Genomic DNA, 18,976 nt, shown 5'->3' with positions numbered 1-18,976 from the left:
TGAGGTGATAAGCTTCTAAAAAACGCACCCGAAGACACTCCCATGAAAAAACTCGTTATCGCCCTTGGCATGCTGGCCCTGGCCGGCTGCGCCCAACTTGCCAGCCTGACCGGCTTTAGCATCAGCCAAAGCGAGCTGCAAAGCCGCCTCAACCAGCAACTGGACGGTTGGAGCCAGGACTTGGGTAAGGAATTGGGCGTAGAAACCCATATCGACCAGCTGGATATCAAACTGGCCGACCAAAAAGCGCGGATAGATGTTGGCGGTGAAGCCGCCCTCAGCAGGCTCTTCAAGGCGGTGCCACTGGCCATTCACCTGTCGGTGGAAGGCACCCCGTCACTGGAAGGCAAAGCGGTGTATCTGCGTAACGTGCGGCTCTTGGCCGCCAAGGCCGACTTACTCGGCTACAGCGGCAGCCTGGGCCCCGACACCAGCGCCATGGGCAAATGGCTGACCCAGTATCTCGACAACCACCCGGTGTATCGCATCCCCGACAGCAGCCCCTTCGCCCATATCCCTCTTAACATGACGGTGGGCGACGGCAAGCTGCAGTTCAAAGCCGCTAATTAAGGCCCCCTGATTTGCCGTATTGCGGCGCCGGTCGCTCGGCCTTGCCCTCTTGGGCCAGCAATTCGGCCAGAGGCTGCGGGTGGCTGAAGAAATATCCCTGGGCGTAGTCGAGCCCCAGCTTGTGCATCAGGTTGGCGGTAACGTCGTCCTCCACCCACTCGGCAATGCTCTTGGCCTGCATCCGGTGGGCGATGTTGCTGACCGAGGAGATGATGGTCCTGTCCAGGGGGTTTTGGGCGGCGTTTTGCACAAAGCAGCCGTCAATCTTGATGAAATCCACCTGGAAGTGACGCAGATAGGCAAAAGAGCTGAGCCCCGAGCCGAAGTCGTCGATGGCCACCTTGGCGCCGATGGAGCGGATCTGCTGCACCAGGCGGATGGCGTTGGACATCTGGTTGATAAGGGCGGTTTCGGTTATCTCAAAGCAGATGCGATGGGCCGCCAGGGGGCTGTTGTTGAGCCACTCCAAAAGGTGGTGGGCAAAACGCTCGCTGCCAAGGGAATTGGCCGAGAGGTTAACGAAGAAGCAGTCGATGGGCGCCTCGGCAAGGCTGGGCCCTTGCTTGACCAGCACCTGTTCCAGCACCCATAAGTCGAGCTGTTCCATCAGATCGTAGCGCTCTGCCGCCGGAATAAAGGCGCCGGGGCCGATGATGCCGCCGTCGTCCGAACGCAGCCGCAGCAGCAGCTCCACCATCCGCTCCTCACCGTCAAAGGGCTGAATAAGCTGGCTGTAGAGCAAGAAGCGCTGCTGGGAGATGGCGGCCTTGAGCCTAGAAGCCATCATCAGCTCCTGGTGGCTCATCTGCGCCATGTCATCGCCGCTGTAGATACAGACCCGGGCCCGGCCCGAGGCCTTGGCGGCATAACAGGCCACATCGGCATGGGACATCACCTCCGCCAGTGACTGGGTGCCGGGGGTAATGCTGGCAATGCCCACACAGGCAGTCACGTCGTAATCCTGGCCTTCCCAGCGGAAGTTGAGCTTGCGGGCCTCGTCGAGCATTTGCTCGGCGATCTGCTTGGCCTTTTCCTGGCTGCAATGCTCCAGCAACAAGCCAAATTCATCGCCCCCCAGCCGGGCCAGGGTGTCTTCCTCGCTGCGAATAAGGCTGCGCCACAGCTGCCCCAGCTCGATAAGGAGCGCATCACCGGCGCTGTGGCCGGCGCTGTCGTTCAGCACCTTGAAGCTGTCGAGGTCAAAAAAGCACAGCTGCGCCGATTTACCGGAGCGCTGCACCTTGTCGATGCAATGCTCGACACATTGCTCGAACTGGGCGCGGTTAAGAAGGTCTGTTAAGGCGTCGTGAGCGGCGGCGTGGCTGAGCTCACGCTGCAACGACTTGGTGCGGGTCATGTCCTGGAACACCATCACCGTGCCGGTAACCGCGCCCTGGGGGCTTCGCACCGGCGCCACCGAGGAGAGGATGTCAAAGCGCTTGCCACGGCGGTTGACCATCACCACATCCTGGGCCGGGTGTTGCAGGCTGTTGAGGCTCAGGCAGCGATGGATGGGGTTATCCAGCAGCTGATCGCTGTGCTCGTCGTACAGGGTGAACACCAACTCGGCGTCCCGGCCCATGACCTCGTCACTGCTCCAGGCCAGCAGCTCTTCGGCCACATGGTTGAGATAAGTGATACGTCCCTCGGCGTCGGTGCATAGCACCGCATCGCCAATGGCGCCAAGGGTGACATTGAGGCGCTCTTTTTCTTCGGCCAGGGCCTGCTCGGCCAGCTTGAACTCGGTGACATCCCAGTTGCATCCCACCACCCGCACCACCTTGCCCTGCTCGTCGCGGATGGCATGGGCCATGGTGCGGATAAAGCGCGGCGCACCGTCATCCAGCTGCACCCGGAACTGGGAATCGAGAGGCAGGCCCAGCTTGAGGGTATCGTCAAAGCGCTTTTGCAGATCCGGCAGATCGTCGTGATGCACCCGGGCCCGCCAGCGGGTCAGCAGATCCTTGTCTTGGTCCGGCTCCAACTGATAGAGGCTGTACATCAGTTCGTCCCAGTGCAGCTCGCCGGCGCTCACCTGGTATTCCCAAATACCGATACGCCCGGCCTTGGTGGCCATGTCCAGCCGCTCGGACACGCTTTGCTGCTGCTGTTGCAGCAGGCGGATCACCGTAACATCGCGCATCTGGAACACATAATGGCGCAGTTGCCCGCCCCGGCCCCGTACCGCCGCGATGTGGGTTTCCAGCAGCAGATCGTCGTCCAGCTCGTATTCGAAACGCAGGTCAATCTGGCGATGCTTGACCCCACCTTCTTTAAGGGACATCAGCGCCGCCCGCAGCCGGTCACGGCTGTCGTGGCTGACCATGGCCACTACGCTTTTGCCTTCCAAGGCGGCCGGCTTATTGCCAAGCACCTTGGCCAGCCACAAGTTGACCCGCTGCCATTTCAGCTCGGTATCCACCAGCGCGATGCCCTCGGGGGCGTTGTCAAAGGTGGCCCGCAGCAGCTGTTCGCTTTCTTGTTTGTCGGCCTCCAGGGCCACCCGCTCGCTGATGTTCTCCTGAAAGACGATGATGCCGCCCTGGCGGTCGCCACTGTCATACCAGGGCACCACTTCCCAGCGCAGCCACTGCACCCGGTCGCCCACCATAAAGCTGTCGCTATCGCGTTTTTGGCTTTCGCCGCGCAGGGAGCGGGCATGGATGCTGCGCCACTCTTCCGATTCCCCTACAAAAAGGTCGTAATGGTTGCGGCCCTTGTAGTGCATGGCGTCCAGGCCGTGGCTGGCGATCCATTGGTCGCTGGCCGCCACATAGCGCATGCCCATGTCGAAAATGGCCACCTCGCAGGGCACCTTGGACAAGAACAAGGCGAAGCGGTCTTTGTTTTGGGTCAGCTCAATCTCCCTGTCCTTCAGGCGATTGAGCATATGGGTAAAGTCGTCGGTCAGGCGCCGAAGCTCCTTGGAGTTGGCCGCCGGCAGCGCCGCGCCGTAGTTGCCCCTGGCAACCTGATAGGTGGCCTGGCCCAGCAGCCGCAGCGGGTACAGCAGCCGCCGGATGCCGAAGGTCAGCAGCAGGAACATCAGCACCACCAATGCCAGCAGCTGCAACAGGAAGATATTGCGAAATTTCAGGGCATCGGCCAGCAAAAAATGCTGCGGCAGGGCCCGAACCACAAACCAGTAACGGCCTTCGCCGTTGGCGGTGTAGTAGACCGGGCTGATGAAAAAGTAGCGCCCGTCCTGGTGCACCATGTTGCTCAGCAAGTCCAGCCGGCCATCCTCGGTGAGCTTGAAGGCAGAGTGCATCAGGCTCGGGAATTTGTCCTGCAGGCGAAGGTCGCTCCCCAGCTCAAAGGCAAAGCTCTCGTTGGGCTGGGGCGAGAACAACACTTGCCCCTTTTCATTGAGCAGATATGTGTAGGACTCGTTACGGTCGTCCACCAGATAGCTGTTGAGGTCGTAGCGAAAATCCACGTTAAGGGCGGCAAAACCGAGGCGCTTGCCGGTTTCGTCTACCACCGGCGCCAACAAGCGGACCGTGGGCAGATGGGGGATCTGGATGCGGCCAAATTCCTGGTTGAGGTTCATGGGGGAGATATAGAGCTCCCCTGGCGCTAGGCCCTGGCTGTTAATCATGTAGTCGCGGTCGCTTTTGTCCTGAAGCAGGTCATCGGCCACCTGGTGGATGCGGCCGTTGTCCTGGCGCTCTACCTTCAGCACCTCGCGGCCGTCGGCATCCAGCAACCGCACCTGAAAGTAATCAGGGGTGTACTCCATCATCTCGGCGAAGGTATCCACTAGGGAAGCCGGGGCCGGGGCGCGGGGAGATTGGGCCAGCCAGCGTTTTACCTCGCCAAGGCCCGCCAGCAGCTGGGCGTCGTCGCGGTAGCTGTCCATGGCTTGTTGCAGGTTGAGGGTCTTGGATTGCAGCAGCTGCTGCTGTTCTTTGGTCAGGCCGTTGGCCATCTGAGAGAAGGTGAGCCATTGCACCAGGATGCCGGTAACCAGAACGGCAACCACCGCCAGCAAGGCCACTCTGTTGGTGAGGGAGACTCTGTGCATCCTGCCTTCCTTACATCCCTTGGGGATCTGAGTATCGGCAGGAAACAAAGAGAAAACAAACACCAGCAACAAAAAGCCCCCTAGAAGGGGGCTTTTACTCAACCGTGGTAGGGGCGAGAGAGGCGATTGACCGCCTCGATAAAGGCGCCGGCATTGGCCGGGTCTACATCGGGGTGGATGCCGTGGCCCAGGTTGAAAACATGGCCGGGGCCTTGGCCGAAACCGGCCAGAATGCGCGCCACTTCCTGCTCGATAACCGCCGGCGGCGCATAGAGCATGGACGGGTCCATGTTGCCCTGGAGCGCCACTTTGTCGCCGATGCGCTGGCGGGCGTCGGCTATGTCCACTGTCCAGTCGAGGCCCACGGCGTCACAACCACTGGCGGCGATGTCTTCGAGCCACAGGCCGCCGCCCTTGGTAAAGAGCACCACCGGCACCCGGCGACCCTCGTGCTCGCGGATAAGGCCGGCCACGATTTTCTCCATGTACTTGAGGGAGAACTCGCGGTACGCCGGGCCAGACAGCACCCCGCCCCAGGTATCGAAGATCTGCACCGCCTGGGCGCCGGCCTTGATTTGGGCGTTGAGGTAAAGGGTGACGGCATCGGCCAATTTATCCAGCATCAGGTGGGCCAGGGCCGGCTCTGAGAAAATCAGCTTTTTGATCTTGGAGAAGGTCTTGGTCGGGCCCCCTTCCACCATGTAGGTGGCCAGGGTCCAGGGGCTGCCGGAAAAGCCAATCAGCGGCACTTGGCCGTCAAGAGCGGTGCGGATGGTACGCACCGCGTTCATCACGTAACCCAGCTCTTGCTCTGGGTCCGGCACCGGCAAGGCCTTGATGTCGGCGGCACTTTGCAGCGGGCGCTCGAACTTGGGGCCTTCGCCGGTTTCAAAATACAGGCCCAGCCCCATGGCGTCGGGGATGGTGAGAATGTCGGAGAACAGAATGGCGGCGTCTAGGGCGTAACGGCGCAGCGGCTGCAAGGTCACTTCACAGGCCAGCTCGGCGTTCTTGCAAAGGTCCATGAAACTGCCTGCCTCGGCGCGAGTGGCCTTATATTCAGGCAGGTAACGGCCTGCCTGGCGCATCATCCACACCGGGGTTTGGTCCACCGGCTGGCGAAGCAGGGCTTTCAGGTAACGATCGTTTTTCAACTCGCGCATAATGCCGCCTCAATGTTCACAACGGGCGCATTGTAACAGCAGTTGCCGCCGAACCCTTGCCGTAAATCAATACAAATCGCTGTGCAGCCGCCCTTGCCGCTGTAGCGCGGCCATTGCGCCTTCGCCCAGTTGCTCACCAAGCAGCGCCATCACCCCTTTGCCAATGCCATCCACGGCGCCGCAAAGGTAAATATGGGCGCCGCCGGCCAGGTAGCGCTCAAGCAAATCCGATTGCTCGGCAAGGCAATGCTGCACGTATTGGCCCTGGTCGCGGGACCAGGCATTGTCCAATTGGCTTATGAGCCCAAGCTCCTCATAAGCGGCCAGCTCGGCGTGGTAATAATCGTCTTGCTGGGCGTGGCGCTCACCAAAAATGAGCCACAGTGGCGCCTTGTGCCCCAGGCGCCGGCGCGCCTCCAAAAAGCCAAGATAAGGCGCCAGGCCAGTGCCGGCCCCCAGCAGGATAAGCGGCTTGTCATCGCTGGGCAGGTGAAAGCTGCCGTGGTGGCGCAGCCGCACCTTGAGGCTCTGGCCTGGCCGGCAGCTCGCCAACAGGCCAGATGCCAGCCCAGAGCCGCCACCGGCCAGACGCTGCTCACGCACCATCAGCCGGATCGGCCCCTGGTCACTGGCCACCGAGTAGGTGCGGGGCCGAAGCGGGGTGAGCTGGTCAACATAATCCTGGGCGCCAAGACCGGTCAGCGGCGCAAATTCGCGGTGCAGGGCGATGGCTTGCCAAAGGGGCAGTAGCTGGTTGTCCACCAGCACCAGAGCGGCTGGGTCGAGCCCGATGCTCGCCAGCTGCGCGCGGGCCCAGGGTTCCTCCCGCTGGGGTAAGACTTCCAGGAGATCGCCCGCCTGATAGGCGCCATCGACAGCCAGGTGCAGGTCATGCACCGGCCTTTGGCTGCCGGGGTTCAAGCAGCGGTTGGCCATGACCATGGCCTCTTGCCAGTCGTCGACGGTTTCGGCCGCTTCCAGGGCCAGGCGCCCGGCCAGGTTATGGTGCCAGGCATCGATGGCGCCCGGCGCGCCTCTGTCCACCTCGGTAACCGGCAACAGCAGGCTGGCCCCCAGTTCGGTCAGCTGCGCCGCCAGCCAGTGGCCAAAGGCGCAGAAATGCTGATATTGGCGGTCGCCAAAGGCCAGTACCGCGACGTCAAGCCCGTGTAGCGACACCCCACCCTGGCTCAGCCGCTGCTGGAACCCCAGCACCGCATCGGGAGCCTGCCCTTCGCCATAGGTGGCGGCCAGCAACAACACCTGCCGGTATTGGGTGAGCTGGGCCGGCTCCAGGGTGGCAAGGGTGGCTAGGTGGCTGTTCACGCCCTGGCCGTCCAGCCAGCGTTTAAGGCGCTCTGAGCAAGCGGCGGCGGTGCCGCTTTGGCTGGCATAGGCGATAAGGGTATCGGCGGCGCCAGCCTGGCTGTTTTTGGGCCGGGCCCGGCGCACCACAAAGAGCCAGACCCCGGTGACCGCAAAAGAGCCAAAGGCAAGGGCTGCCAACGACCAGATAATGTGCCCCGGCAGGCCAAAGTAAAGGCCGGTGTGCAGCGCATAGAGGTTGGCGAGTAGCGCGTCGCCGCCGCGTAGCTCGGAGTAGCGCTTATGGGCCAGCACCTTGCCGCTCACGGCGTCCAGGCTGACAAAGGAATAGGCATGATGATGGGGGGCGTCCGCTTCGAGGTAACGCACCACCAGCGCCCCTTTGGGGCCGCGGGGCATTTGCCAGCGGGCATAGTGGCCATCGGGCCGCACCTTGAGATACCCCTGCCAGGCCGCCTCAAGGTTTAACCCCTTGGTCTCACTGGCTGGCGCCTTGGCCACGCTTTGTGATGCCAGCAGTGAGGTGGCCCCTTGGCGGTACCAGTCAAAGGCGAAATAAGGGCCGGTCAGGGCCATGATCAGCAGCGGAATAAAAAACCAGGTGCCGAGCAAGGCGTGAAACTGCCACAGGGCGTGGCGGCCCTTGGCGCCTTTTTTCCAGGCCAGCCAGTCTTTGAGGCGGCCGATACGATCCGGCGCCCGGCGTATCAGGCCAGCGATCAGCAACACGATGGCGCAAAGCGCGGCGCTGCCTGTTATCAAACTGCCGGCGGACCGGGGCAGCAGCAACCAGCGATGGATGGCCATCACCTCGGCAAAAAAGCCGCTCACCGCAGGCCGTGGCCCGAGAATTTGCCCGGTGTAGGGGTTGAAGGCGCGCCAGTAAAGCTCTTGGCTGTTATCGACAAAATACAGGGCCCGGCCAGGCAGGGCCGGGTCGTCTTCAAGATAGATGCGGCTTAAGGTCTTGCCCGGCAAGGCCAGGGCCGGCACCAGCTGCGGCGGGCTTAGCACAGCTCCGGTAACCGCCACCTTGGGAGCAGGCCAGAGACTGGTGATAGGATCTTCAAGAGCCAGCAAGGCGCCGGTCAGACCCACGACCAACAACACGGCAGCGCTAGCCAGCCCTAGCCATTGGTGCACCCTGAAACTGATCCGCTGCGTCCACTTCTTTGATGACATCTGCTTATGATAACGATTTTCATTAAGAGAGAGGCCATCTTACCCGCACCCCAGGTGCGGGCAAAGTGTTTTACAACGAGCTGCGGATCTCGGCCAGCGCCTGTTCAATCAGGTGCCGGGCAATGGTGCCCTTAACCGGCAGCGGCGGCAGGGCGTCGAGATCAAAAAAGGCGGCGTCTTCCAGCTCGGCCGGGTCGACCCGGATCTCGCCGCTGTCATAATCGGCGATAAAGCCCACCATCATCGAGTGCGGGAATGGCCAGTTCTGGGAGCACACATAACGGATGTTCTTCACCGTTACCCCCACCTCTTCCATCACCTCGCGGCGCACCGTGTCTTCCATGGACTCACCGGGCTCGGTAAAACCGGCCAGGGTGGAGTACATACCGTTTTTAAAGCGCGTTGACCGGCCCAGCAGCAATTGCCGGCCGTGTTTGATGGCCACGATCATCGACGGCGAGATACGCGGGTAACAGCGGTGCTGGCAATGGTCACAGTGGGTCGCCAGCTCTTCCTGCACCACCCGCATCCGCGCGCCGCACTGGCCGCAAAAACGATGGGTACGGAAAAAATTGGCCAATTGCACGCCTCGGCCAGCCAGTTGGAACAGTTGCGACTGGCCCTGCTCCATGAAGGGCCGCAGGCCGCTGAAGGCGCCGCGCTCCGGCTCGGCATTGCGGTCGGGCCATTCCACCATCAGCACGGTGCGCCCTTGCCAGAGCCCGACATTAATGGCCGGTGCCTCTGAGTCAAAACTGGGGAGAACCGCCTTGTTTCCTGTGGGTAACTGGCCGTCATCCAGCCACACCTGATCACCCCTGACCAGTAACCACAACGCCTCATCGGTATATGAGGGGAAAGACACATACAGCTCTGACATGTTGGATTCCTTGTGGAAAAGTGTTGATCCCATCCGGCCTTTTCATTAGAGATAGAGACATGGCAGCCGTACCCGCCATGGCCAAATGAGGGAGACCACTATGCTCACCCAGCTCGAACAAGCCAAAGAAAAATGGGGCGGCGCCAGCGACACCATCGATCGCTGGCTGGCAACCCGCCAACAACTCCTGGTCACCTACTGCAAGCTGGCAGCCAAGGGCCCGGGCCAGTCCGCTCTGCCGGATGCCGATCAACTGGAGAACTTCTGCGCTATTTTGCTCGATTACATCTCTGCTGGCCACTTCGAGGTCTTTGAGCAGGTGGTGATGGGCTGCGAAAAACGCAGTGAAGAAGGCAAGGCGCTGGCCCAGCGCATCTACCCGAAGATAACCGACACCACCCAGTTGGTGCTGGACTTCAATGACAAATACCAGGACTTGGAAGACGAAGACAGCTTGCTGAGCCTTGATGGCGACTTGTCGGCCCTGGGGGAGACCCTGGAGCAGCGCTTCGCCCTTGAAGACAAGCTGATCGCCGCCCTTTACCAGCACCAAACCCAACTGGCCTAACGCTCCACTCCTCGGGCGCCGTTGGCCATGATGCGGCGCCCCACAACCCGGCCCCGGGCTTACAGGTGCTGGGCCATTACCTGAGCCTCGTCCCCGTAGTCGGGCGGTGCCTGGCGGGTACTGGGCGCAAAGCCGCAACCTTGCCAAAACCCTTGTGACCCCTGCACCGACACCAAGGTAACCTTCTTAAAGCCCTGCCGTTTAGCACGCATGAGCACCGCTGCAACCAGCGATTTCGCCCGGCCCTTGCCTCTGGCCGAGGGCGCTATGGCCAAGTCGTGAAGATAGAGCCGCTCACCGTCAGCAGGGGCGGTTTTCACCCCAAGCTTGGGTAGCGCTTCGCCATTCCAGGGGTGAGCCAGGCAATACCCTACTAGCCTGTCTTGGGCGTCGGCCAAGGCCAGGCAGGTGGCGGGCGCCAACTGCCATTTACTTTTAAGGGCCGCTTCGCTCTCTGGCTCAAGTTCTGTGTAACAGGCGGCCTGCACTGCCATCAATGCTGGCCAGTCGCGGCTTTCGATAGTTCTGATATTCATGGCTCGGGCAGGCGGTATTGAAAGTTGTAAAAGTGCTGGCCGTCTTTGATGTCTATCTGCAACCGGCCACTGATGCCCTTGAGGGCGCCGCTGCCGCTGCCCGGCACCACAGAGACCTCCAGTTGCTGCTGGCCTTGGTCCATTTCCCCTTTATGGGCAAGGGCAAAGCCCCCTTCCTTACCATCAATGCTGCCGGTAAAGACCTCCAGCGCCACATAGCCGGCCGAGCCGCTACGCGGATCGCCATAGGCCAGCATCTGGCCAAGGCTGTGGCCTTTGAGGTCGCCGGTGAAGGTTTTGTCCAGCAGCCAGCGGCCCAGGGGGCTGTTGGCATCTTGCTGGGCATCGAGTTTCACCTCAAAGGTGCCGGTTGCCGTGTGTTGACTCATCAGCGTCTCTCCTTGGGCCGGTAAAACCAGCAGCCATAACAGGGTCAGTATTGCGCGCATGTCACGTCCTTATAACGCCAGCAGGTAACGGGCCAGAATGGCCAACACGCAAAGCGCCATGGCCGAGAAAGTAAGCGCCATGCCGGTAATGCGAAACTTAAAGGGCTCATCCAGCTGCGCTACCCCGTAGCCATGCAAAAGCCGCCCCACCAGCAGCAACATACCCGGCAGGTGCAGCAAGGCTGCGCCCTGCCCCCACAGACTCTCAGTCAGCCACATCAGGAGCAGCGTCATGGGCACGTATTCGGTGAAGTTACCTTGCACCCGCATGGCGCGCTCAAGCCGCTTGTCGCCACCACAGCCAATGGCCACCCTGGCGCGGCGCCGCTCACGGATGGTACGGACACTCAATGCGATCAGCAGCACCGCCAGCATGGCGGCATAAAGGGGAGTCAGCGGCACCTTGCTTTCCTTGTCAGGGCAATTTCTTCGAGCTTACCAAAGTGCCGGCCATAGAGAATAAAAAAGCCGCTCGAGGCGGCTTTTTCTTAAAAACTCCAGGTCAGGGAGGCGGTGTAACTGCGGGGGGAGCCGTAAAAGGCCTGGTCCCAATAAAGGCTGCTGTAATAGCTCTTGTCGGTGATGTTATTGAGGTTCAGCTGCCCGGTAATGTTGGGGGTGAACTGGTATTTGGCAAAAAGCCCGTAAAGCGCAAAGGCGCCTTGGCTAATCCGCACCGTGTTGCCGGCGTCGTTATAGGTGGCATCCACATAGATGTTCGATTGCCAGCGCATGCTGGCCCCCAGTTTCAGGCCTTCGACTTGGCTTGGGCTGTAGCTGGCCAGGGCCTTGAAGCTCTGTTTGGGCACATAACGGCGGGTGGTATTGCCGTCGGCGTCTTCAATGTTCTGCTGGGTGTAGCCAAGCAGCACTGAGACCTCGTCGCTCAGCTCGCCGCTCAGCTGCGCTTCAAAGCCCTTGGTTTGAAAATCTCGGCCCTCATAGATGGTTTGGCCCTGATAGCGGCCAACACTGGTGGCCAAGTTGTTGAACTCGTTTTTAAACACCGACAGGCTGGCGTTGAGGCCGCCGTTAAACCATTCGCCCTTGATACCCCCTTCCAGGGTTTTGCCTTCGGACGGCGCCATATGGCCGGTAAGGGTGCGCTCGGTTTGCGGGTCAAAGGTTTTGGCGTAGCTGGTGTAGAGCGACAAGGCATCGGTTACGTCGAATACCACCCCGCCGTAAGGAATCACCTTGTCATTAACCTTGGTGTCTTCGGGCTGATCGTAGCTGGTGCCTTGGCTGTGGTAGCGAACCACTCGGCTGCCGGCAATAACATGCAGGGCATCGGTGATGTTAAGGCGAGTCGCGCCGTAAATGGCCTTTTGGGTGTCTTTGATATCGGAGCCGGTGGCGCCATCAACCAGGTTGGGGTAAGGCGCCTGGCCCTGCCACTGGGTGAAATCACCGATAGGCGGAAAGCCGTTCACGTAGTCATACAAGGATTGGTCAGTGAGCTGGTTTTGGACCCAATTGGCCCCCAGCATCAGCTCGTGGCTCTGGCCCCACAGCTGATATTGGCCGGAAAGAGACAAGTCCACCTGGTTGGCGTGGCTATCCAGGGTGTAACGGCTGGCATAGCCGGTAAGGCCAACATTGGTATCCCGGTCGATAGTGCCGTACACATAGAACAGGTCGCCGCTTTGGGTGGATGCTCGGTAGTTGTAAGCCAGCTTGGCGCGCCAGCCGTTGGCAAAGCGGTGTTCAAGCTCGGCAAAGGCCTGGGTGTTGTAGCTGTTCCAATAAGCCCAATCCGCCGAGGTGCTGGACGAGCGATCAAAGTGAGTTGGCGAGCCGTCGGTGTAGGCCAAGGTCAGCGCGCCCCACATCGGCGAATCAGGCTTGCTCTCCTGGTAATTAACACCGACCGTCAGCAGGGTGTTGTCGCCCAGGCGGGTATCCAGCACACCGTAAAGGGACGACAGGGTCTTACTGTATAAGTCGATGTAGGAGTCTTTGTCCTGATAGCTGCCCACAAAACGGCCGCGCAGGTTGCTGGCCAGGCTGCCTGACACATCGACCTCGCCGCGATAATCATTCCAGCGCCCGGCACTCAAATTCACATAACCCCGGGTGTCATCGGTGGGGCGTTTTCGCACCAGATTGATGGTGGCGGCCGGGTTACCTATCCCCGCCATCAGGCCGCCGGCGCCGCGCAGCACCTGCACTTGGTCATACATGCTCAGGTCAATGTCGCCATTGACCACATCGGCATAAAAAGGAGCACCCAGGCCATCGACCTGGATGTTGTTTATCTCAAAGCCACGGGAGGTGAAATAGGTGCGGTCCGTCTCCACCCGCTCAACCGTTACCCCTGGGGTGTAATCCAACACCTCGTTGAGGGTGCTGAGCCGGTAATCGCTCAGCACATCCTGGCCTATCACCGTCATTGATTGCGGGGTCTGGCGCTCATCCAGGCCAAGGCCGGTGCCCAAGTCGGTGATATTGCCCTGGCTGCCCACCACCTCGATACGCTCTACCTGGTCGTCGTCGGCCCAACCGGGTTGGCTGAGCAAAATGGTCGTTACGGCGATGGCCAGATGGGAAAATCGCGGGGTCATGGCAAGTCCTTTCGAGTAAAGGGCGCGCTGCCAATACCTGTTGGCCAGCACGCCGGTTAAGGAATGTTATTTCCACACATGATAATTATTATCAATATCATGTGCAACATACCAAACCCTTACCACACCAATAAAAAACCGGGTTGCCCCGGCTTTTTTATCCTTGCCTCAACGCATAGAGGTTTTTACACAACCCGAAGCCAAAGGCCGTGCCCACAGGGAATAGCGGTAGCAGGGCTACGCCCACTACCCACATCACCCAATACCCCCATTTATGGCGCTTTCGCAGCGCCCTTCTCAAGGTAAAACTCAGCGTAAAAAACAGGCCGTATCCTACCCAGGTGTGCAGGTTTTGATGTTTCGAAAAGAGGTAAAAACCAAAGGCGACCAAGGGGATCCATAAAAACAGCCAATTGGCGGTTTGTACAACCGTGTCATAAGGCGAAATGTCCGGCGTTTCAGGATGGTATGTGGCCTGCTCCCAGTGGGGTTGTGGCTTTGCCACCTGCTTTGGTTCGGCCAGAGTACCGCCACGCAGCCCTTCAAGGGCCCGCTGGGTTTGGGCGCTGCTGTCCTCGTCCAGTCCTTTTAAGATCTCGGCCACCGCCTTTTGCCCAAAAGCCGACACCAAACCGGGCACCCTGCTTTGCCAATTGAACAGTTCATCGAGGTAGCGGCGCACCGGCCGGCTGAGCTGGTTATAGCGCCGTTTTCGCCGTGAAGAGCCCTTGCCCGTGGGATTGAGAAACCCCATTACCATGGCAAATACGGCGTCACCGACCCGCAGGTTAATCTGGTTATCCAAAAGCGCATCGGCCTGACCCAAAAAGGCCCAGTTGGATAGGCGATTGGCCTTGAGGCTGTTATCGAGGAGCTTGGCCACTTGGCTCAGCAAGGCTTCTTCATCAAACCCGGTATCGGGCACCAGGTTTTGCCCGACATCGTTATCTGGCCAGGGGCCGCTCTCTTCTTCACGAAGCACGGCCAGTACCGGGTCAGGCACATCGTTGTCCGGCCACGGCTCCTCATGGGGGTCTTGAGGTCCGTTCTGCGCGGCATCAGGCACATCGTTTTGCGGCCAGGATGGCGCTATGTCCTCAAGGGGCATCGCTTGTTCCGGCTCTTCCTGTGGCGCAAAGGCCTGCTCGAACTCTTCCTGGGTTAGGCGTATAACCCGTTCCTCGCCCTGGGCTTTGGCCCATTGCTGAGCGGCCTTGTAGGCCTGATGCAAAGCCTGAAAGGCGGCCGGTTCTTCGTCGGGTTTTACCTTCTTCAGGCGCTGGGCATAGGCCTTTTTAATGGCCCTGATATCGGTGGTGGGCGCGATGCCAAGGGGAGCCCAATCAAGCATCAGTACCAGTCTCCGTCGTCCAGGCCCTTGAGCGCTTCCTCGATACGTACCCGGGCCCGGGCAATTTCCGCCTGGTTCTGGGTATTGAGCACGGCGTCAAACTGGCCGATAAGCTGGCCGATGTACTCGCGCTTATTGCCCAAGCTGTATTCGTACAATCGGTCGGCCTTTGCCATCAGCTGCAGGTTCTCTTCCTGGTCGCGGGGGTGGAACTTGAGCTTGGCGAGCTTGGCGCGGGAACGGGCCACTTCCTCGGCCGACATCTGGGTGGGAGAGTTTTGGATAACGGTGTTGTAGCGCTTGCCGGTGGACACCACTTCCACGTCTACTTCCAGCAGGCCGTTCATGTCATAGCTGTAGCGGATATCAGCCCGTTCCTTACCGGCGGGGCCTGAGGGCACATCGCAATAGAGGTTGCCCAAAAACACGTTTTTGCTGACCTTGCGGTTCTCACCTTGGAACACGTCAACATTAAGCCGGGTTTGGTTGTCGTGGGCGGTGTAAACGCTGCGCACAATGGATACCGGCACCACCGAATTGCGCTCAATGATCGGCAGGAAGTAGCCATCTTGGCGGTCTGGGCCTATGACGCTGGTACCCAGGGTGTAGGGGCAGACATCGGTCAGCACAACATCATCCAGGGCCTGATCTTTGGCCACCAACCCCGACTGAATACCGGCGCCCATGGCCACCACCAGATCCGGGTCAAGGGAGCAGGACGGAAAGCGGCCAAAAATTTTGGCCACCGTTGCCCGAAAATGCTTGAGCTTGGTGGCGCCCCCCACCAGCAGCACGTCATCGATATCGCTGTTTTCCATGTTGGCGTCAGACATAGCCTGGGCAATGGGCCGTCTGACCTTGATCAGCAGCGGCGTAACCTGGCGCACAAACCACTCGTCGGTGAACAGCCATTGGTGGGTGGTGCCGGCCAGCACCAGTTCAAGAGACTGTTCGGTCTTTTCCCCCAAGCGCCGCTTGGCCGCTTCCAATTGGCCGTAAAGGCGCTGGCGTTCCTGCTGGCTGAGCTTGTCTTCGCTCACCTTTAGCTCGTCGAGCATGCCCTTTAGCATGGCGTCGACAAAATCTTCGCCGCCCAAGAAGTTGTCGCCGGCGCTGGCATGCACCTCCATCACCCCGTCGAAGTACTCGAGGATGGACACGTCAAAGGTGCCGCCGCCCATGTCGAGGATGATAAAGGTGCCTTCTTTTTGCTCGTGCAGGCCATAGGCCATGGCAGCAGCGGTAGGCTCGTTGACCAGGCGTTTGACCACCAGCCCGGCCAGCTCGCCGGCGGCCTTGGTGGCATGGCGCTGGTTGTGGTTGAAGTAGGCCGGCACGCTGATCACCGCTTCTGTGACCGGCTCACCGAGGTAGGCTTCGGCGTCTTCCTTGAGCGATTGCAGCAGCAAAGAGGAAAGCTCGGTGGCATTAAAGCGGCGTGCCCCCAGTTTTATCTCATGCTCGGTGCCCATCAGGCGCTTGAAAAGGCTAACGGTACTTTGGCTGTGGGTCAGCAGGCGCTCCTTGGCCACCTGCCCGGTCACCACGTTGCCCTTGTCGTCCACACCCACCACAGAAGGGGTCAGCAGCGCCCCCAGGCGGTTGGGGATCATCTCCACCTCGCCGTTGCGCCACACCGAGCAGGCACTGTTGGTGGTGCCTAAATCAATTCCAATTACAGCCATGGGAAAACAACCTGCATTAATCCATCAAATAGGGAAGGGCCCGGGCCAAAGTGAAGGAGAAGAGAATACGCGAAGGGAAACCACCATCTTCCATCCCTGGCACCAGGCGCATTGTGTTAAACGTCTGGTATTAAAGCCGCTAAACCATATCGAAAAAAGCGTATCGACTACCAGCCTTAACTGAAACGCCTTGTTGATTAGTCAAAGCGTCCCACAAGGCCCCTGGCTTAAACCCCGGACGAAATGCCATAAAAAAACCCGGCCTGAGCCGGGTTTTGGGTAGCTTTGCAGCTTATTTTTTGGCTTCGGCTTTAGGCTTTTCAGCCTTGGACTCGTCGGCCTTGTCGCCTTTGTCAATGCCCAGCAGTTCCACTTCAAACACCAGTACGGAGTTGGGGGGAATGGTCTGCATGTTGCGGTCGCCATAGGCCAAGTCGGCAGGGATCACGAAGCGGTACTTGGAGCCCACGGTCATCAGCTGTACGCCTTCGGTCCAGCCGGGGATAACGCGGTTCAGGGCGAAAGTAATAGGCTCGCCACGGTCGTAGGAGCTGTCGAACTGGGTGCCGTCAGTCAGGGTGCCTTTGTAGTTAACAGTGACGCGGTCGGTGGCCTTGGGATGCTCACCGGTACCTTCCTTGAGCACTTCGTACTGCAGGCCGGATTTGGTGACTTTCACGCCGTCTTTCTTGGCGTTTTCAGCCAGGTATTTCTCACCGGCGGCTTTGTTCTTGTCAGCTTCTTCTTTGGCTTTGGTGGCCATTTTCTCGGAAGCAGCTTTGTCCAGAGCCTGGAGCTGGGTTTTGACGGTTTCTTCGTCCAGTTGGGCTTTGTTGTGGATGCCGTCTTCAAAACCGGCGATCACCAGCTCTTTGTCCAGCTTGATACCCAGTTCTTCCTGCTTTTCCATGGTGGTACGGATGTACTCGGCAATGCTGGAACCAATGGCGTAAGCCTGTTTCTCTTGATCGGACTTCAGCTCAACCTTTGTGTCGGTGGCCTTGTCGGTTTTTTCTTCTTTTTGTTGACAGGCTGTCACTGCCAGAACGAAGGCAGGGATCACCGCCAGCTTGAACCAGGGTTTCATAAAAATGCTCCTTAAGTGAAAGGGGCCATCCCCTTCCGTCTTTGATAAAGTCCTTATACTAAACACAAATTCCGGCATTATTAAATCTATGCCCAGAGTCCTTTTATTTTGCGTTGTGCTGCTGTTCGGTTGCAGCCCCAAACCTCAGTCACTGGCTAGCTGGCCAGTGGTGGGGAACGGTGCCTATGGCGCTGACATCAGCGTACCGGCCGGATTGGCCGCCATCAGTGGCGATCCCGAGGGGGTCGTGGTTTGGAGTTTAAAAGACAACAAACCGCGCTATAGGTTGCAAATGAATGTGGCGCCGCCAACAAAAGCCGCCCTGACCCGGGATGGCTACAAGCCGGATGACAGGCTACCAGCCGAGCCGCTGCCGGTCACCCTGGTCCGTTTTTCAGTCAATGGCGACTACCTGGTCACGGCCGACCAAACCCGCATCGCCCTTTGGAAAAGCGATGACGGTGAAAACCTCGGCTATTGGCAGGCCGGCAGCTACCGGGGCGGCCCCCGCATCGACGAGCCCGGCACCAGCCAGGTACAGACCCTGCGCGATGTGGCGGTATCGAGCGGCGGCAACTTCATTGCCTACGCCCAGGCCGACGGCGTTGTCACCCACTTCAACCGCATTACCGGCCGGCGCCTGGAATTTTTGGGCCACAGCGAGAAGGTCAATTCCATCGCCATGTCCGGCAACGGCCTTTATGTGCTGTCTGGCGGCAACGATCACCGCGCCTTTTTGTGGAACAGCCAGACCGGCCAGGTGGTCAGGAAGTTTGACGCCAGCAACCGCGTGGTGCTGGTGGCCATGACCGACGACGGTCGCTACGCCTTTACCGACGACGCCGACAACAATGCCGTGGTGTGGGATATCCGCACCGGCGAGGTTAAGGCTCGCCTCGTCACCAAAGCCAAGCAAGAGCTGTTTACCGCAGCCCGTTTTAACATCGACGGCAGCCGCCTGCTCACCGGTGGCCCCGGCCGCCAGCTCATCATGTGGGACACCCAAAGCGGCCAGCGCCTGTGGCAAACCGAAGTGGGGGTATCCAAAGGCTTTGGGCCGCGCTCGGCGGTGGTTTACGCAACAGCCTTTGCCAGAGACCGGGTCTATTCGGTAAGCTCCGCCGGCCTGTTAGAAGCCTGGCCGCTGGAGAAACCCCATGAGTGATGAACGCCTAACCGATCTGGAAAGCCGCCTGGCCTTTCAAGAGATAGCCCTCCAGGAGCTGTCGGACGAGATGGCCAGCCTGCAGCGGCTGGTGGAAAAGCAGCGTGAGCAACTGACGCTGATGGCCAGGAAGCTCAAAGGGGTCTCGGGTAGCAACATCGCTGGCGAGCATGAAGAAACCCCGCCTCCCCATTATTGAAAAGGGCGCCGCTGGCGCCCTTATTCGGGTTTAAACAGCCCGATGATGCTTTCCTTGTCGCCCTTGGCGGCGCCTTCGGCGTCGCGGCTGGTCTGGGTCTGTTTATAACCGCAGGATACACATTCGATGCGCTCGACGTTGTTTTCAATGATGAGCTGAATGCTGTCCTGCTGCTCGCACTGCGGGCACTTGGCCCCGGCGATAAAACGACGCTTTGCCATACT

16 protein-coding genes are annotated in these 18,976 nt (G+C 59.8%); 4 read left to right on the top strand and 12 right to left on the bottom strand.

What is annotated here, in order from left to right; translation table 11 throughout:
• The first annotated feature begins 42 nt into the window (after positions 1-42).
• Positions 43-570 carry a DUF1439 domain-containing protein gene (locus tag AC22G1_RS02315; protein WP_487315342.1) on the top strand — a complete coding sequence of 176 codons (528 nt, stop codon included), beginning with the start codon at positions 43-45 and terminating at the stop codon, positions 568-570.
• Here AC22G1_RS02315 and AC22G1_RS02310 read toward each other — a convergent pair.
• The 4 genes from AC22G1_RS02310 to nudC all read right to left on the bottom strand — a co-directional run bounded on the left by AC22G1_RS02310 (position 563) and on the right by nudC (position 9,148).
• Positions 563-4,597, bottom strand: coding sequence for an EAL domain-containing protein (locus AC22G1_RS02310; RefSeq protein ID WP_487315341.1), 4,035 nt, complete (start codon positions 4,595-4,597; stop codon positions 563-565). The genes AC22G1_RS02315 and AC22G1_RS02310 overlap by 8 nt on opposite strands.
• A gap of 98 nt (positions 4,598-4,695) precedes the next feature.
• The gene (gene hemE / locus AC22G1_RS02305) at positions 4,696-5,760 is read right to left on the bottom strand and encodes a uroporphyrinogen decarboxylase (protein WP_487315340.1); all 1,065 of its coding nucleotides are present in this window, start codon (positions 5,758-5,760) and stop codon (positions 4,696-4,698) included.
• 66 nt (positions 5,761-5,826) lie between these two features.
• Positions 5,827-8,268, bottom strand: coding sequence for a PepSY domain-containing protein (locus AC22G1_RS02300; RefSeq protein WP_487315339.1), 2,442 nt, complete (start codon positions 8,266-8,268; stop codon positions 5,827-5,829).
• Between the two features lie 70 nt (positions 8,269-8,338).
• Positions 8,339-9,148 (bottom strand): NAD(+) diphosphatase, encoded by an 810-nt coding sequence (nudC, locus tag AC22G1_RS02295; RefSeq protein ID WP_487315338.1) that lies wholly within the window; start codon positions 9,146-9,148, stop codon positions 8,339-8,341.
• A gap of 100 nt (positions 9,149-9,248) precedes the next feature.
• On the opposite strand from nudC, the gene rsd reads away from it, so the two are divergent.
• Positions 9,249-9,716: a sigma D regulator gene (gene rsd, locus AC22G1_RS02290; RefSeq protein WP_487315337.1), complete on the top strand. Its 468-nt coding sequence runs from the start codon at positions 9,249-9,251 to the stop codon at positions 9,714-9,716.
• 59 nt (positions 9,717-9,775) lie between these two features.
• On the opposite strand, the gene AC22G1_RS02285 is transcribed toward rsd, so the two are convergent.
• The 7 genes from AC22G1_RS02285 to fkpA all read right to left on the bottom strand — a co-directional run bounded on the left by AC22G1_RS02285 (position 9,776) and on the right by fkpA (position 17,388).
• The gene (locus AC22G1_RS02285; protein WP_487315336.1) at positions 9,776-10,252 is read right to left on the bottom strand and encodes a GNAT family N-acetyltransferase; all 477 of its coding nucleotides are present in this window, start codon (positions 10,250-10,252) and stop codon (positions 9,776-9,778) included.
• On the bottom strand, positions 10,249-10,701 hold the full coding sequence (locus AC22G1_RS02280) for a DUF3224 domain-containing protein (RefSeq protein ID WP_487315335.1): 453 nt from the start codon (positions 10,699-10,701) through the stop codon (positions 10,249-10,251). The genes AC22G1_RS02285 and AC22G1_RS02280 overlap by 4 nt, the downstream gene beginning before the upstream one ends.
• 9 nt (positions 10,702-10,710) lie before the next feature.
• Complete coding sequence (locus tag AC22G1_RS02275) at positions 10,711-11,103, bottom strand: MAPEG family protein (protein ID WP_487315334.1); 393 nt, start codon at positions 11,101-11,103, stop codon at positions 10,711-10,713.
• 86 nt (positions 11,104-11,189) lie between these two features.
• Complete coding sequence (locus tag AC22G1_RS02270; protein WP_487315333.1) at positions 11,190-13,265, bottom strand: TonB-dependent siderophore receptor; 2,076 nt, start codon at positions 13,263-13,265, stop codon at positions 11,190-11,192.
• Between the two features lie 157 nt (positions 13,266-13,422).
• Positions 13,423-14,616 (bottom strand): J domain-containing protein, encoded by a 1,194-nt coding sequence (locus AC22G1_RS02265; RefSeq protein WP_487315332.1) that lies wholly within the window; start codon positions 14,614-14,616, stop codon positions 13,423-13,425.
• The gene (locus tag AC22G1_RS02260; protein ID WP_487315331.1) at positions 14,616-16,301 is read right to left on the bottom strand and encodes an Hsp70 family protein; all 1,686 of its coding nucleotides are present in this window, start codon (positions 16,299-16,301) and stop codon (positions 14,616-14,618) included. Before AC22G1_RS02260 ends, AC22G1_RS02265 begins: the two co-directional genes overlap by 1 nt.
• A gap of 292 nt (positions 16,302-16,593) precedes the next feature.
• A complete protein-coding gene (gene fkpA / locus AC22G1_RS02255; RefSeq protein WP_464950141.1) occupies positions 16,594-17,388 on the bottom strand; it encodes an FKBP-type peptidyl-prolyl cis-trans isomerase in 795 nt (264 codons plus the stop codon).
• An 88-nt stretch (positions 17,389-17,476) separates the two neighbouring features.
• Here fkpA and AC22G1_RS02250 point away from each other — a divergent pair, with 88 nt between their 5' ends.
• Positions 17,477-18,553: a WD40 repeat domain-containing protein gene (locus tag AC22G1_RS02250; RefSeq protein WP_487315330.1), complete on the top strand. Its 1,077-nt coding sequence runs from the start codon at positions 17,477-17,479 to the stop codon at positions 18,551-18,553.
• Positions 18,546-18,752, top strand: a complete 207-nt coding sequence (locus tag AC22G1_RS02245; RefSeq protein ID WP_487315329.1) for a SlyX family protein — start codon at positions 18,546-18,548, stop codon at positions 18,750-18,752. Before AC22G1_RS02250 ends, AC22G1_RS02245 begins: the two co-directional genes overlap by 8 nt.
• 20 nt (positions 18,753-18,772) lie before the next feature.
• Here the strand turns inward: AC22G1_RS02245 and AC22G1_RS02240 are convergent, their stop codons facing one another.
• The gene (locus tag AC22G1_RS02240) at positions 18,773-18,973 is read right to left on the bottom strand and encodes a YheV family putative zinc ribbon protein (RefSeq protein WP_008482854.1); all 201 of its coding nucleotides are present in this window, start codon (positions 18,971-18,973) and stop codon (positions 18,773-18,775) included.
• Positions 18,974-18,976: the final 3 nt, after the last annotated feature.

This window comes from Gallaecimonas zhanjiangensis, assembly GCF_057624825.1.
Note: the sequence above shows the minus strand (reverse complement) of the source record. Positions and strands in the feature narration are given on the sequence as shown.

What these genes read in the sequence shown, in the direction of transcription:
- AC22G1_RS02285 (WP_487315336.1), bottom strand. Translation starts at nt 10,252, where the DNA reads ATGAATATCAGAACTATCGAAAGCCGCGACTGGCCAGCATTGATGGCA.
- nudC (WP_487315338.1), bottom strand. Translation starts at nt 9,148, where the DNA reads ATGTCAGAGCTGTATGTGTCTTTCCCCTCATATACCGATGAGGCGTTG.
- AC22G1_RS02315 (WP_487315342.1), top strand. Translation starts at nt 43, where the DNA reads ATGAAAAAACTCGTTATCGCCCTTGGCATGCTGGCCCTGGCCGGCTGC.
- AC22G1_RS02280 (WP_487315335.1), bottom strand. Translation starts at nt 10,701, where the DNA reads ATGCGCGCAATACTGACCCTGTTATGGCTGCTGGTTTTACCGGCCCAA.
- rsd (WP_487315337.1), top strand. Translation starts at nt 9,249, where the DNA reads ATGCTCACCCAGCTCGAACAAGCCAAAGAAAAATGGGGCGGCGCCAGC.
- AC22G1_RS02260 (WP_487315331.1), bottom strand. Translation starts at nt 16,301, where the DNA reads ATGGCTGTAATTGGAATTGATTTAGGCACCACCAACAGTGCCTGCTCG.
- AC22G1_RS02270 (WP_487315333.1), bottom strand. Translation starts at nt 13,265, where the DNA reads ATGACCCCGCGATTTTCCCATCTGGCCATCGCCGTAACGACCATTTTG.
- AC22G1_RS02240 (WP_008482854.1), bottom strand. Translation starts at nt 18,973, where the DNA reads ATGGCAAAGCGTCGTTTTATCGCCGGGGCCAAGTGCCCGCAGTGCGAG.
- AC22G1_RS02310 (WP_487315341.1), bottom strand. Translation starts at nt 4,597, where the DNA reads ATGCACAGAGTCTCCCTCACCAACAGAGTGGCCTTGCTGGCGGTGGTT.
- AC22G1_RS02245 (WP_487315329.1), top strand. Translation starts at nt 18,546, where the DNA reads ATGAGTGATGAACGCCTAACCGATCTGGAAAGCCGCCTGGCCTTTCAA.
- AC22G1_RS02300 (WP_487315339.1), bottom strand. Translation starts at nt 8,268, where the DNA reads ATGTCATCAAAGAAGTGGACGCAGCGGATCAGTTTCAGGGTGCACCAA.
- AC22G1_RS02265 (WP_487315332.1), bottom strand. Translation starts at nt 14,616, where the DNA reads ATGCTTGATTGGGCTCCCCTTGGCATCGCGCCCACCACCGATATCAGG.
- AC22G1_RS02250 (WP_487315330.1), top strand. Translation starts at nt 17,477, where the DNA reads ATGCCCAGAGTCCTTTTATTTTGCGTTGTGCTGCTGTTCGGTTGCAGC.
- hemE (WP_487315340.1), bottom strand. Translation starts at nt 5,760, where the DNA reads ATGCGCGAGTTGAAAAACGATCGTTACCTGAAAGCCCTGCTTCGCCAG.
- fkpA (WP_464950141.1), bottom strand. Translation starts at nt 17,388, where the DNA reads ATGAAACCCTGGTTCAAGCTGGCGGTGATCCCTGCCTTCGTTCTGGCA.